Source organism: Pseudofrankia saprophytica (genome assembly GCF_000235425.2).
Taxonomy (GTDB): Bacteria; Actinomycetota; Actinomycetes; order Frankiales; family Frankiaceae; genus Pseudofrankia; species Pseudofrankia saprophytica.
Window position 1 is genome coordinate 864437 of sequence record NZ_KI912266.1, and the last position, 13995, is coordinate 878431.

9 protein-coding genes are annotated in these 13995 nt (G+C 68.6%); 7 read left to right on the forward strand and 2 right to left on the reverse strand.

What is annotated here, in order from left to right; translation table 11 throughout:
• Positions 1-62: 62 nt before the first annotated feature.
• On the reverse strand, positions 63-2636 hold the full coding sequence (locus FRCN3DRAFT_RS0203815) for a DEAD/DEAH box helicase (protein ID WP_007508669.1): 2574 nt from the start codon (positions 2634-2636) through the stop codon (positions 63-65).
• Positions 2637-3021: 385 nt separating this feature from the next.
• On the opposite strand from FRCN3DRAFT_RS0203815, the gene FRCN3DRAFT_RS42490 reads away from it, so the two are divergent.
• Positions 3022-3867: a YdcF family protein gene (locus tag FRCN3DRAFT_RS42490; protein WP_106410368.1), complete on the forward strand. Its 846-nt coding sequence runs from the start codon at positions 3022-3024 to the stop codon at positions 3865-3867.
• Between the two features lie 693 nt (positions 3868-4560).
• On the forward strand, positions 4561-4908 hold the full coding sequence (locus tag FRCN3DRAFT_RS54775) for an excalibur domain-containing protein (protein ID WP_106410133.1): 348 nt from the start codon (positions 4561-4563) through the stop codon (positions 4906-4908).
• 844 nt (positions 4909-5752) lie between these two features.
• Here the strand turns inward: FRCN3DRAFT_RS54775 and FRCN3DRAFT_RS57025 are convergent.
• The gene (locus FRCN3DRAFT_RS57025; RefSeq protein ID WP_007508665.1) at positions 5753-5875 is read right to left on the reverse strand and encodes a hypothetical protein; all 123 of its coding nucleotides are present in this window, start codon (positions 5873-5875) and stop codon (positions 5753-5755) included.
• A gap of 196 nt (positions 5876-6071) precedes the next feature.
• Between FRCN3DRAFT_RS57025 and FRCN3DRAFT_RS42500 the strand changes: the two genes are divergently transcribed.
• The 5 genes from FRCN3DRAFT_RS42500 (at position 6072) to FRCN3DRAFT_RS0203860 (ending at position 13725) form a co-directional block, all read left to right on the forward strand.
• Positions 6072-6278: a hypothetical protein gene (locus FRCN3DRAFT_RS42500; protein WP_007508664.1), complete on the forward strand. Its 207-nt coding sequence runs from the start codon at positions 6072-6074 to the stop codon at positions 6276-6278.
• A gap of 158 nt (positions 6279-6436) precedes the next feature.
• The gene (locus FRCN3DRAFT_RS0203845; protein ID WP_232793909.1) at positions 6437-7132 is read left to right on the forward strand and encodes a thymidylate kinase; all 696 of its coding nucleotides are present in this window, start codon (positions 6437-6439) and stop codon (positions 7130-7132) included.
• A 314-nt stretch (positions 7133-7446) separates the two neighbouring features.
• Positions 7447-8403, forward strand: coding sequence for a type IV toxin-antitoxin system AbiEi family antitoxin domain-containing protein (locus FRCN3DRAFT_RS0203850; RefSeq protein WP_007508662.1), 957 nt, complete (start codon positions 7447-7449; stop codon positions 8401-8403).
• Between the two features lie 566 nt (positions 8404-8969).
• Entirely contained in the window at positions 8970-10706 is a 1737-nt protein-coding gene (locus FRCN3DRAFT_RS0203855; RefSeq protein ID WP_007508661.1) for an NERD domain-containing protein kinase family protein, read from the forward strand.
• 373 nt (positions 10707-11079) lie between these two features.
• The gene (locus FRCN3DRAFT_RS0203860; RefSeq protein ID WP_007508660.1) at positions 11080-13725 is read left to right on the forward strand and encodes a Z1 domain-containing protein; all 2646 of its coding nucleotides are present in this window, start codon (positions 11080-11082) and stop codon (positions 13723-13725) included.
• The last annotated feature ends 270 nt before the right edge of the window (positions 13726-13995 follow it).

Below are 13995 nucleotides of genomic sequence, written 5' to 3' on the forward strand. Positions count from 1 at the left end.
TCGATGCCCGGCCGGCTCGGGCGGCCGCCGACGGGGCTGTGGGGCGTCGGCGGACCGGGCTTTCAGAGCTGGTCGACGGCGGTCACGGTGAGGGCGGCGGCGCCGAGCTCGTCGGAGGCAGCGAGGTCGACCTCGGCGCTGATGCCCCAGTCGTGGTCGCCGGCCGGGTCGTCGAAGATCTGGCGCAGCAGCCACTTCCCGCGCTCGGTGGCCGTGTCGACGATGAGCATCTTCGGGCCGCGGGCGTCGGCGCCGGTGCCGATCTCGCGGTGCTCCTCGAAGTACGGCGCCAGGGCGTCCTCCCAGGCCTCGGCGTTCCAGCCGGATTCGGCGTCCAGCTCGCCGAGGTCGTAGTAGCGGCGCAACGCCGCCAGCTCCACCCGGCGGAACAGCGCGTTGCGGACGAGGACGCGGAAGGCGCGGACGTTCTTCGTGACGGCCGGAGGCTTGTCGGTGAGCCGCTCGCCGTGCTCGATCGCGGCGGCGGCGGCGAGGTCGCCCTTCGTCGGGTTACGGAGGCGTTCCCATTCGTCCAGCAGGCTGGAGTCGACCTGGCGGACCAGCTCGCCGAGCCATTCGATGAGGTCGGTGAGCTCCTCGGTGCGTGCCGCGTCCGGAACCGTCTGGCGCACCGCCTTGTAGGCGTCGGCGAGATAGCGCAGCAGCAGGCCCTCGGAGCGGGCCAGCCCGTAGAACTGGATGTACTCGGCGAACGTCATCGCCCGCTCGTACATGTCGCGCACGACCGTCTTCGGCGAGAGCTCGTAGTCGTCGACCCACGGATGGCCGCGCCGGTAGATCTCCAGCGCGGCGGTGAGCAGCTCGTCGAGCGGCTTCGGGTAGGTGACCTCCTGCAGGGCCTCCATCCGGTCGTCGTACTCCATGCCTTCGGCCTTCATCGCCGCGACAGCCTCGCCGCGCGCCTTGAACTGCTGCGCGGACAGCACCTGGCGCGGGTTGTCGAGCGTCGACTCGATGACGGACAGCGCGTCGAGCGGATAGTCGGGCGCCTCCTTGTCGAGCAGGTCGAGGGCGCCGAGCGCGAACGGCGAGAGCGGCTGGTTGAGCGCGAAGTCGAACTGCAGGTCGACAGTGAGCCGGATCGTGCGGCCCTCCGCGTCCGGCTCGTCGAGCTTCTCGACGACACCGGCGGCGAGCAGCGCCCGGTAGATCGCGATCGCGCGATGGATGTGCCGGCGCCGCGCGGCGGTGTCCTCATGGTTGTCGGTGAGCAGATGGCGCATCGCGGTGAACGCGTCGCCGGGCCGGGAGATGACGTTCAGCAGCAGCGAGTGGGTGACCCGGAAATGCGACGTCAGCGGCTCCGGCTCGGCGGAGACGAGTCGCTCGTAGGTGGGCTGGCCCCAGCCGACCTGGCCCTCCGGCGGCTTCCTGCGAACGACCTTGCGGCGCTTCTTCGGGTCGTCGCCGGCCTTCGCCAGCGCCTTCTCGTTCTCGATGACGTGCTCGGGCGCCTGCACGACGACGTAGCCGGCGGTGTCGTAGCCGGCCCGGCCGGCGCGCCCGGCGATCTGGTGGAACTCGCGGGCGGTCAGGATCCGGTTCCTCGTCCCGTCGTACTTCGACAGCGACGTGAACATGACCGAGCGGATCGGGACGTTGATGCCGACGCCGAGGGTGTCCGTCCCGCAGATGACCTTCAGCAGGCCGGCCTGAGCGAGGATCTCCACCAGCCGCCGGTACTTCGGCAGCATCCCGGCGTGGTGCACGCCGATCCCGTGGCGAACCAGCCGGGACAGCGTCTTGCCGAACCCGGAGGTGAACCGGAAACCGCCGATCGCCGCCGCGATCTGCTCCTTCTCGGCCTTCGTCGCGACGTTGATGCTGGTCAGCGCCTGGGCTCGCTCCAGCGCCGCCGCCTGCGTGAAGTGGACGATGTAGACGGGAGCCTGGTGGGTGGAGAGGAGCTCCTCGATCGTCTCCTGCAGCGGCGTCACGACGTACTTGAAGTACAACGGGACCGGCCGGTCCACGGAACGGACGACGGCCGTCGGGCGACCGGTGCGCCGGGTCAGGTCCTCCTCGAACCGCTTGACGTCGCCCAGCGTCGCCGACATGAGGATGAACTGGGCCCCCGACAGCTCGATCAACGGAACCTGCCAGGCCCAGCCGCGGTCCGGGTCGGCATAGAAGTGGAACTCATCCATCACGACCTGGCCGACGTCCGCGGCCGAGCCCTCGCGCAATGCCAGGTTCGCCAGGATCTCGGCCGTGCAGCAGATGATCGGAGCCTTCTCGTTGACGCCCGCGTCACCGGTGATCATGCCGACGTTCTCGGCGCCGAAGATCTCGATCAGCGCGAAGAACTTCTCCGAGACCAGCGCCTTGATGGGCGCGGTGTAGAAGGAGCGCCGCCCGGTCGCGAGCGCCGCGAAGTGCGCCCCGGCCGCCACCATGCTCTTCCCCGAACCGGTCGGGGTGGAGAGGATGACATGCGCGCCGGAGACGATCTCGATCAGCGCCTCCTGCTGGTGCGGGTAGAGGCTCAGCCCCTGCTCCCCGGCCCACTCCTCGAAGGTCGCGTAGATCGCGTCCTCGCCGAGCGGGTCCTCGCGGGCAGCGGCCAGCCCGCCCGGTGGCAGGGCGTCCATAAGATCGGTCGTCGCAAGCGTCATGGTGCTTCCGATCGTGCCTGACATTCCGGCCCGCTGGTATTCCGGCCCGCTGGCCGGCTACCCCGACGATCCTCCGCCACCCGGGCCCCGGCCAGCCGGCGAGCCTCCGGAACCAGCCGGCGGGGCCTCCGTAGCCAGCCGGCGATCCTGAGCGCGGACCCCAACCGGGCGAGAATCGAGTCGTGCGAGCCCGTTCGAGCCCTCCTCGTCCGTCGTCACCGCCATCGACATCGCCATCGCCATCGCCTCGATCGTCGCCGGCGCCGGCGCCGGCGCTGTCGCTGTCGCTGTCGACGCGGCTGACGTCGCCGCCGCTGCGGCGACCGGCGTCGCGACCGACGTCACGGCTGGCGTCGCGAAGGCGGCCGTCGTCATGTGGGTGACGATGCTCGTGGTAGCGGTAGTGGGAGTCATCGCGCTCGCCGGCCTGGTGGTCGGTACCGCCGAGATCCCGCACTGGGCCGCCTCCCGCCGGCATCTCGATCCGCTCGCCCGGCGCCCACCGAGGACCGGCGTGACCAGGCCCGACCTGGGGACCGATTCAGCGTCCGCCGGCGAGGGAGACGGGGGAACCGCGACTGGGGTCGTCGGGGAGACCGTGCTCGTTCTCGGCTATCCATCGGCCCGTGACGGCCGGACACACCCGCTGCAGCGCTGGCGCACCGAGATCGCGGTCCGGTCAATGAGCCACGACGGAAGCCAGGCTGGCGACCAGGCGAGAGGCCAGGCACACGACGTCGGCGGCCGAGCCGGCATGGACGGCACGTCGCTGGTCTCGGACGGCGCTCTGCCGGTCTCGGACGGCACACTGCTGGTCTTCAGCGGGGCCGCCACGCGGGGAGCGGTGATCGCCGAGGCCGAGGCGATGGCGCGCTATGCGCGGGAGGTACTCGGAGTGCCCCCGGAACAGATCGTCCTGGAGACTCAAGCGCACACCACCAAGCAAAATCTCGCGTTCGCGATGACCTACCTGGAATCGGCGGCGACCATCAAGATTGCCTCCGATCCGCTGCATGCGGCCCGAGCGCGTCGCTACCTCCGCCAGCTCCGTCCCGATCTGGCATGCCGCCTCGTTGCCGCGGACGACTACCGTCCGTTGGAAAAGCTCCCTCTGAAACTCGGCACCGTCGCCTACGAAGTAACCCGCCCCGCCCTCCGCCACGTCATGCCACCGCTACGCACCTGGCATCAGGAGCGGATCCGACGCCGGGCCAACCGCGCAGCGGGGTAACGGAAAGCCACGGCGACCCGAGAAGGCGGAGCCAACCCGAGAAGGCGGAGCCAACCCGAGAAGGCGGAGCCAACCCGAGAAGGCGGAGCCAACCCGAGAAGGCGGAGCCGGCCTCACCGGGCAGTGACTCTCGCGCCGACGCAGGGACCGTAGGCTGCCGCCCCAGCGTCGCCGGAAGCAGGCATGGCCGCCGACTCCCGTAGTCGACCCAGGCCGAGAAAAAACGGGCGAGCAATCCCTGCGGTGCGGTCAACACCGGATGAACAGGATTGCGCCATCGCGTGCGTTCCCCGTGTCTTTTTCATTGGCCTGCAACTAGCTTGGTCACCTCAAGTGACTCGGGGGGGCACTATGCGAGATTTCTCATTGTCCAGACAGCGGTTCGACTCTGCGGTCATCTCTGCGGTCATCGCGACGAAGGATGGACGGCGAGCAGCGTCCGCTGGAGGTCGACGAATTCGCCTCACATGCGCCGTGGCGGTGGCTGTACCAGCCGCCGTTTTGCTACTGGGACTGTCCGCCTGCGCGTCCGCGACAAAGGACAGCCTGGCTAACGCTGGCCGGATTCAGACTGCTGACGTCCTGTCGGACGGGATCACGACGACACCGGCCTCGGCGACCGTATCCGCATCGGCCTCGGTAGCGACGTCCTCAGCGCCACCCAGCCCGACGCCAACCACGGCCAATCCGCCGATGCCCTTCGCCGCCGCCAACCAGCCCGGCGCGACGCGGCCGCCAGCGCGCCCCGCGGCCCCGGCCACAACCGCGGTTCCCGCCCCGGTCAGGACCACCACCGCCGCGCCCGCACCCGCGCCGGCTCCAGCACCGGCCCGGACAACGGCCGCCGCTCCCGCTCCGCCGGCCAGCTCGAACTGCGATCCGGCCTACCCGGACGTCTGCCTGGAAGATGGCAAGGGCGACTACGACTGCGCCGGCGGCTCTGGCAATGGCCCGAACTACGTGCGCGGACCGGTCCGCGTCCTGGCACCGGATCCCTTTGGCCTGGACGCGGACGGCGACGGCGTCGGCTGCCAGAGCTAGACACCATCCCGCGGCGGGAGTCTCGGCAGCGAGATCCGCCACCCACGATCATTCAGTCGCATGCCGCCGTGCCATGCCGCCTCTTCACTGCACGCCTCGTGCCAAGAACGCATCCGGCATCGAACCAAAAGAGGGAATAGCGGCATCGGGTCGGTTCCGCGCGCTTCACCGTTTCCTGTTCGGAGCGCGCCTGACGCCTTGATGCCGGTTCGAGCGCTAACCTGATCGATCTACGGCGATCGAGGAGTGCAATGCTGATTGTTCCGGGAGCGACATCGCGCGAGCTTCCCCTTATCCGTGAGGCCGCGGTAGGGGTGGCCGACGCGCCTAGTGGAATGGCTCGCCGGCGGCACCGGCCAAAAGGCTCGAACGGGCAGTTCGGCATCGCGGTCACCGCCGTTCCGGCCGCATTTCTGCTGATTGCGCTCTCCGGCTGCCGCAGCGACCCAGACCAGGGGTTCATCCTCGCCAAGACCGGCCAACCCCAGCCGTCAAGCCCAAGCACCGAGCTCTTGGAGCAGACCGAGCCGCCGGCCGGAGTGATGGCCGTACCGGCGGCGACCCCACCCCCGCCAGCCGCCCGGACCGTCCCAACCACGCCCGCGACGCCGTCCGAACTGGCGCGACCGATCCCGTCCGGCGCCGCCGACCCGACCGATACAGGCACGCCAGCAAGCAAGATCGTGGCCGTCGCGGCCGGGCCATCGAGCCCGGTTTCCGCAACGGATTCGGGGCCCGCCATCGGTTCGAGCGTGCCGCGGAACCAGCCAGCAGCGGATCTGGCGGCGCTAGCACTGACCGCGCCACCACCAGCGACGACTACGCCGCGAACTGACGTGACCTCTCAGCCGGGGATCATCACGCCGACCCCGCAGACCTCGCCGACCCCGCAGCCGTTGCCGACCTCGCCGACGTTGCCGCCGCCGGCGCCGCCGGCGGCGGCGGAGGAACCGGCGTCTACTCCCATGCCGGCCCCGCCGCCGCTTTTGGTGCTGGCGACTCCACCGGCGCCGGCGGCCGCGTCAGTTTCGGCAACGACCCTTGCAGTTCCTGGCCCGGAGACGACGGCTCCTCGCCCGGACACGACGACGGCTCCCGCTCCCGGGTCCGCACCCGCACCCGCGTCGGCACCCGAGCAGCCAGGGGTCGCGGAACCATCTCCCATGCCGACGACCGTTGCCGCACCGGCACCGGCACCGGGCTGTGATCCGTCGTATCCGGACCAGTGCCTCCAGGACGGCGTCGGCGACTACGACTGCGCGGGCGGCTCGGGCGATGGCCCGAACTACGTGCGCGGGCCGGGCCGGGTCCTGGAGCCAGACCCCTTCGAGCTGGATTTTGACGGGGACGGCGTGGGCTGCCAGAGCTAGCCGCCGTTCCACGGCGCCCGGCTTGGCTCCAACGGCCAACGGCCGGCAGTCGGCCAGGCGGGGTCGACCATGCAGCGCCGTCCATGCGGCACTGACCATCCGGTGGCGACCCACGGATAACGTCAGGTATGCGCCTGCGGCCGACGATGATCGTGTTGGTGGGGGTTGACGGGTCGGGGAAGTCGACCGCGGCGAAACGGCTCGCCGGGGAGCTCACGGCGGCTGGAACGCCAGCGCGGTACTTCGAGAACGGCGGCGGACGGCCGTTGATCGATCCGCTGGCCCGTCGGCTCGGACGCCGGGACGGGCGGCACCTACTCGGCCGGCGTGGCTATCTGGCAGTCGAGGCGTCCATCCGCTGGGTCGCGATCGCCCGAGCGACCACGATCTCGACCCTGACCCGCCGCGTTTCCGTCATGGACCGCTACTCCTACTGCCAGTTCGCCATCATGCGAGCCCGCGGCGACAGCACACCCAGCGGAGGCGGCGCACCCGACGGAGGCGGCGGAGGCGGCAGCGCACGCGGCGCATACGGCGGAGGCAGTGGAGGCGGCGCACCCGGCGGAGGTGGCGGAGGCGGCGAGACTGGCGGCCACGCTGAGCGGCTGGTGCGCGTCGCCTACTCCGTTTTCCCTCGCCCCGACGTCACCTTCTACCTGACGATCCCGGCAGACGAGGCGGCCCGCCGCGTCGAAGCCCGCGGCCGCGACGTCGAGGACCCCTCCTACCTGACCGCCTTCGACGCCGCCTACCGCTCTCTCCCCGAGTTCCCCTCCTTCACCGAGATCGACGCCTCCCCCACCACGAACCAGGTCGCCACCGCACTCCGAGATCACCTGACAACCCTCAGATGATCGCCAGATCTGTACTCAAATCCGAACCGCACACCGCTCCCAGTTCGGATTCGAGTACAGAACCGACGATCAACCTCGTGCGCCACGCGGTGATCGTGAGTTCTGCCCGGGGTTCGCGCGCCAGCCTCGGCTGAGGCTCTGATCCGGATGCCGGGGCTCTGGTCCAGATATAGAAGGGCGATCCTCGCCCGGGCCGGCGTCGCGTCACCGCCGAGGTAAGGCGCCGCGGCATCCGCATATCCACAGGTCTTGCCTTGTCCACAAGCGGCGCCTCTGCCTGACGCGGCGAGCTGGTCGGGCGGATTCTGCCGCTCGTGGCGACAGCCAGTCAGCGGAAGCGGGCCGAGTACCCGGGGCTGGCGGCGGCTCTGCGCGTCGCCCGCCGGCAGCAGGGCATGATCAGCGTGGCTCAGGCCCGCGACGCCGGGCTGACCCGTGGGCAGATCGAACAGCTAATACGGACCAACGCCTGGATACGACCTTTCAACGGCACTTACTTCGTACCTGACGTACCTGGCGCGGATCCGCTACTCGGGCGCCTGCGCGCCGCACTGCATCGCCGTCCTGATGCCATCGTGTGCGGCCTGAGCGCCGCGCGGCTATACGGGCTCGGCGCGCTCCCGCCGTGCACGCCGACCGAGCCTGTTCGTCTGCTGGTCGCGCCTACGAGTTCCCGTCCTCGGTCCGCCGGGCTGGTCCTGCACGCCGGAACGGTTCCTGAGGATGAGGTGCGACCCATCCGAGGCCTGCCGGCGACAAGCCTCCCTCGAACACTCGCCGATCTGGTACTCGCCTGGGAACGACCCGAAGCGGTCGCGCTGCTGGACGCCGCGCTGCATGGCCGCCGACTGCTCAATCTGGACGACATACGGACGGAACTCTTCGGCCGACGCGGCGCAGCCAGCCGATATCGGTGGCTCCTCCAGGTCGACGGGCGTGCCGAGTCGCCGCTGGAGTCGTGGGTGCGGCTGGTTCTCGCGGATGCCGGGATACCTCCGGAGGAGCTGCAGTATCCAATCTGTGATGGGTCCGGGACGTTCGTCGCTCGGGTCGACATGGCCTGGGTGTCGCGACGGGTCTGTCTGGAAGCGGACGGCGCCGCCTTTCATGGCACGCCGGTTCTCGACCCCAAGCCCCTCCATCACGACCGCGAACGACAGAACCGCCTGCAGGGACTGCGCTGGCGCTTGGTCCGCGTCACCTGGAAGGACGTGCTCACCCGCCCCACCTACATCGTCGAGACAGTCGTCAACGCCCTACGCCAGATATGATCATCAATTCTGTATCGGGATCCGGGCTAAGAGCGGTGCGCGGTTCGGACCTCGATACAGAACCAGCGATCTCGCCCTTGGACGGAGGGGGTCAGAGCGCTCCGGAGCGCCGGCGCGCCGGCGCCAACCCGCGGGCAATCGGTCCGCGGTCGGGCACCTGCCTGGCCACTCGGGTAGCCGATCGCCTGGAGACCGCCCGCTAGCTCGCCAGACACGCTAGCTCGCCCAGGGCGGCCATCTGCCGGAGAACCCGGCGTTCGCCCGGCAATTTCTGGTTCGCCCGGAATGTCCGTTCCCCTCGGGCACATCCGCACTCTGAGCGAGCAGCCGGCGGCGATAGTCACTGTCCGGGTCAAATCCGCTTACCTAGGCGTACCTGTGGTGCAGCGCCCGTATCGGGGTATGCGACAGTCTGTCGGAACTTGACGGGGAGGCCGGCGCCACAATCCCACGAACCGGATCGTTGGTTCCTGTGGCTGTACCCCTTCTGGAAGGAAGCGGCTCGCACCGGCGGGGCGCCTCCGCGGGTGTGCGCCGGGCGGCGCGGATGACAGCGAGGGGGGCGCATGGGAGCAACGATCATCCGCCACGGCGAGTGGGGCGGGCCGGGCGAGGAGGCCACCGCCCGCTACCTGCGCGACCACCTGGACGAGCAGTGGACGATCGTCTGCGGCCGGCAGTTGGTACACACCTCGGGAACGCGCGACACCGACTTCATTGCCATCGGGCCGAACAGCGTCATCGTGATAGAGGAAAAATCCTGGCACGGCGACCTCAATGGCAACGATGTCTTCTGGTACGACCGGGCTACCCGCGAGGACCGCGGTAACCCGATCAACCAGGCTGTGGGCGCCGCCCGCATCCTGGCCGGCGGCCTGACGCAGCACAACCGGCCATTGCGCAGCGCGCTCAAGCAGGCTGTTCCGCTCGGAGAGGCTCCGCTTCACCTCGTCTACGCGCTGGTCGTGTTGTCCTCGCCCGATGTCAGGCTGAACGTCGACGATCCGCGCGTCGAGCGCCACGTGGTCCGCCTGGCCGGCTGCGAGCAGGCCCTCCGCGAGATCGACGACTTCGTCGGCCGCCATTTCAACTTCGCCCCCTTCCGCAAGCGCGTCGAAGATCACGTCGCTGGATTGTCCGGGCGCTCGGCGATTCCGAAGAAGCTCGGACCCTACGTGATCGTGACCGGACTCGACCCGACGCCGCGCGGACGCCGCTACGTCGGCCGGCATCACGACGGCTCGATAAGGGTGCTGCTCACCCTCGAGCGCCAGGGCCTCACCGAGGATGAACTCCGGAAGAACGACAACCCGCTGCTACGCGAGTACAACGCGATGCGACGATTGGCACCACTGCGCAGAGTCTTCGCCGTCGACCCATACTTCGGCGTCGACTACGAGCGGATGTGGGTCATCCCGATGCACCCGCCGGAGCCAACCCTGCTCACGCTGGGGAACCTGATCCGCGCCGACGTGCGGCCCGCGATCGAGACCTTCGTGGCTGTGGCCGCCGACTCCTACGCCGGGCTCGCCGACATCCACGCCGAGGGCATCACCCACCGCGCATTGCACCCGAGCCGGGTCTGGATGGACCCGGAAACGAACCGGGTGACGTTCTCCGACTTCCTCATCGCCAAGATCGCCGATGCCGACGTCGGCACCGTGCACGACGCCGACGACGTCGACCACGAGGGCCAAGCGTTCCGCGCACCCGAATGCCGCCGAACCGCACACGCCGCCGGAAACCCATCCGACGTCTACTCCCTGGCGCTGTGCCTGCTCGCCTGGTGGGAGCTGGGCCAGCCCGACCCATCGACGGCACCGCGGGCACCCGATTCGTTGCCGGGCAAGGTCCGCGACGTTCTGGACGCTGCCCTCGCCACGAACCCCGACGAGCGCGCCGGCGCCAGGCAGATCGCCGATCTACTCACCGCTCAACTCGCCGTGGAGACGCCGTCGACGGCCCGCGTGCCCGAGTTCACCCTCGAGTCGGAGTCCGGGTCGGAACCCGAGCCGCAGCGCACGACCATGCCCGGACCAAGGCCGGCCGCGAGCACACCCACAGACAGGCATGGCCTTCGACCCCACAGGTCCGAGACCGTACGCAGGCTCGGCGACAGCGCCGCCGCCACCACCCGCCAAGCCGTCGACCGAGCCCTCGCCGGCTACCAAACTCTCAAGACCACCAAGGCCCCCGCCCTCCTCACCAGACTCCACCGCACCCCCGCCGAGCCTGACGCCACCCACGATCCCGCCGACCGCCTACGCACCTACCTCCACCGCAGGCCCCGACGCCAGCCCTGACTTCGATCAGGGACTCCGAGGCCGGATGTGGACCGACGGACTCGGCAGTGCCCAGACGAACCGATGGTTCGCGGAGATGAGGGGTCGGCAAGGTTGGTGACGTAGCTCTTGCTCCCGGTCAGGGATCGGGCTCGGCCTCCCGCGCGCCGCAACGCTTCTCGGTGCGACGTCCCATCCCGTCGCAAACGGCATGATTACCCGTATTGCTCCCACAGGACCGTAGTTCCGAACGTTGCCACTGCAGGACAACCTGCACCTGCCGCGTGCCATCGCACTGGATCACGGCGGACACGTGTTGTCGCACCCGTGTGCCAACATGTGGCCTGCAGTCGATCGCTAACGGCGGAAGCAAGGACAACCGGGGGTAAGTACCATGGGTACCGAAGCGTCGAACATGCTGTCGTCGGGCGACGAGTTCGTGGATGAGACTGCGGACACGATCGCGATGATGGTGGCTGGTGGCAGCTCGGCCGACGGGGCCATCCGACGCCTCAGCAGGTACACCCCCAATGACGTCCTCGCGAACGCGCGCGAACTCTACGAGAAGCGGACGCAGCGGGTACGCAGCTTCGACGACGTTCACGTGCTCCTGAACCGAGAGAGGGAGACCGGGACGTGGTATGCCGGACCGCGCCCCGACCATCGTTTCTGGCCGGTGTTGGAGAAGCGACTTCGTTTCAGCGGCATCCCCGACGAATCCATGAACGCTCTCAATCGAACATCCGATCGAGTCGTGAGTCTCCTCAGGCCGCCCGGAACGGCCGAGATCAACGTCCGCGGCCTGGTCCTGGGCTACGTCCAGAGCGGCAAGACCACCAACTTCATGAGCGTGATTGCCAAGGCAGCTGACGTCGGTTACCGGCTCGTCATCGTCCTGTCCGGCCTCACAGAGAACCTCCGTGCACAGACCCAGGGCCGGCTGCAGAGCATGCTCGTCGAGGATCTGGAAGCCCACTGGCACCTGCTGACGTATCCGGAGGCCGACTTCACGGTGCGTGGCAACGCGCGCCAACTGCTCTCGAACCCGGACCACCGCCTGCTCGCCGTGGTCAAGAAGAACCCACACCGGCTGCGTCGTCTTGTGCGCTGGATGCGCCAGGCCGGTGACGAGGTTGTTGCGAACTGCCCGATCCTCGTGATCGACGACGAGGCCGACCAGGCGAGCATCAACGTGAGCCTCAAGGACCGTTCCTCGATCAACGGGCTGATCGGCCAGATCCTCAGGCAGCCGAAGACCGCCTACATCGCCTACACCGCGACGCCGTTCGCCAACCTGCTCATCGACCCGGAGAAGGAGGATGACCTCTACCCTCGCGACTTCGTGGTCGACCTGCCGCGTCCAGACGGATACTTCGGGCCCGAGAAGCTGTTCGGCCGGGACCCTCTGACGATCGACGAGGTCGAGGCCCTGGACCAAGGCCTCGACATCATCCGCCAGATCCCTGAGGACGAGGCCGTTGCGATCAGGCCCCCGCGGGTCAAGGACGGCCTCGACCTCTGGGAACCCGATATCACCCTGTCGTTGATCGACGCGTTGCAGTGGTTCCTGCTCGCGACGGCAGCGCGTCGTGCGCGTCCCGATGGCGGGCTCCACAACTCGATGCTGATCCACACCTCGATGAACGCCAGGGCACATTTCGCTACGAAGGCACCGGTGGAGAAGATTCTCCACCAGTTGCGCAAGGACGTGACGAACAGTAGGACGGCCGTGCTCGCCAGCCTGCGCAGTCAATGGGAGGAGGAGTCAGCCAAGCTGCCGTCCGCCTCCCAGGGCCTGAGCCCCGTTACCTGGGCGGAGATCGAGAAGTACCTTCCCGCCGTGTTGGCGGACGTGCGAGTCATCGTCGACAACTACCTTTCGAAGGACCGGCTCAGTTACGGCGACCCGGCCGGGATCACCGCGGTGGTGATCGGCGGCAACACGCTCTCGCGTGGGCTCACGCTTGAGGGGCTGACCTGCAGTTACTTCGTGCGCGCCTCCTCGGCCTACGACACCCAGCTCCAGATGGGCCGCTGGTTCGGCTATCGCCGCGGCTACGGTGACCTGCCGCGGATCTGGATGACCGACGAGTTGAAGGAGTGGTTCTTCGCGCTGGCGACGGTCGAGGAGGAGATCCGACGGGACATCCGCCGGTACGAGGTCGAGGAACTGAGCCCGCTCGAGGTCCCGGTCAGGATCCGCACCCACCCCGCGATGGCCATCACCTCGGCCGCCAAGATGCGCGACGCGGTTGACGCGGAGATCAGCTTCAGCCGGCACCGCGAGCAGACGATCCTGTTCCACCACCGCGACCAAGACTGGTTGCTGCACAACCAGGACGCGACCCGCCGGCTGGTACAGCAGGTCGGGGCCACGCCGGTCTCGATGCCGAGCGAGCACCTCCTCTTCAGGAGCGTGCCCTCGGCACTGATCGAGGCGTTCCTCAGCGACTACCGGTTCCACGAGGAGGCCTTCCGCATGAAGGGCGATCTCCTTCGCGAGTACATTGCCAGCCAGAACCGGCAGGGCTTCCTGCGGACCTGGAACGTCGTCGTCATGAACCGGACCGGCTCCGGCTCCGACGGCGCCATTGACCTCGGGCTCGGCCGGCCTGTGGGGCTCCTCAAGCGGAGCCGCCTGCCGATGCCAAGCAAGCCGTACGCAAACATCAAGGCGCTGATCTCCACGACCGACCGCGTAGCCGATCTCCAGCTCGGCAGCAAGGAACTCGGCGAGCTCCATGGCGGGAAGCCAGACGACAACAAGCTCCGCGTCTATCGCGAGGATGTCCTTGGCGACGTCGGCCTGCTGTGCGTCTACCCGATCGACAAGGTCTCGGAACCGAGGCGCTTGGAGGGCTCCTCCCCGCGCGTCGCGCTGGACGCGGTGGAGCACGTGATCGGACTCGGGATCTTCTTCCCGAAGGCGGGCGGAGTCAGGAGCGAGATCACCTATAAGTCCGCCGACCTCTCGAACCGGCAGCTCGAGACCGAGATCATCGATCTCGACGCCATCGACGAACTGGACGCGCAGTCCTGACCGGTTGCATGCGATCGTCGCTTCCGGCTCGCCACGACAGCAAGCCGGAAGTGACGACGAGTCCGGGTAGTCCACTCCGGCGGCGGCGGATAACGTCCGGAGCCAGCCCCATCAGCATAAAGCTCAGCGACCGGGAGCTACGATCATCAAGATTTTTTCGGAGCCGTTCCACCCACGCGGCAACATCGATGCACGCGCAGCCCGGCGTGCACTGGGACGTTCTGCCCTCGGGCCATGGACGGTCTTTCTCCGCGAGACTCTGCAGAACAG

What these genes read in the sequence shown, in the direction of transcription:
- FRCN3DRAFT_RS0203815 (WP_007508669.1), bottom strand. Translation starts at nt 2,636, where the DNA reads ATGACGCTTGCGACGACCGATCTTATGGACGCCCTGCCACCGGGCGGG.
- FRCN3DRAFT_RS42490 (WP_106410368.1), top strand. Translation starts at nt 3,022, where the DNA reads ATGCTCGTGGTAGCGGTAGTGGGAGTCATCGCGCTCGCCGGCCTGGTG.
- FRCN3DRAFT_RS54775 (WP_106410133.1), top strand. Translation starts at nt 4,561, where the DNA reads ATGCCCTTCGCCGCCGCCAACCAGCCCGGCGCGACGCGGCCGCCAGCG.
- FRCN3DRAFT_RS57025 (WP_007508665.1), bottom strand. Translation starts at nt 5,875, where the DNA reads ATGGGAGTAGACGCCGGTTCCTCCGCCGCCGCCGGCGGCGCCGGCGGC.
- FRCN3DRAFT_RS42500 (WP_007508664.1), top strand. Translation starts at nt 6,072, where the DNA reads ATGCCGACGACCGTTGCCGCACCGGCACCGGCACCGGGCTGTGATCCG.
- FRCN3DRAFT_RS0203855 (WP_007508661.1), top strand. Translation starts at nt 8,970, where the DNA reads ATGGGAGCAACGATCATCCGCCACGGCGAGTGGGGCGGGCCGGGCGAG.
- FRCN3DRAFT_RS0203860 (WP_007508660.1), top strand. Translation starts at nt 11,080, where the DNA reads ATGGGTACCGAAGCGTCGAACATGCTGTCGTCGGGCGACGAGTTCGTG.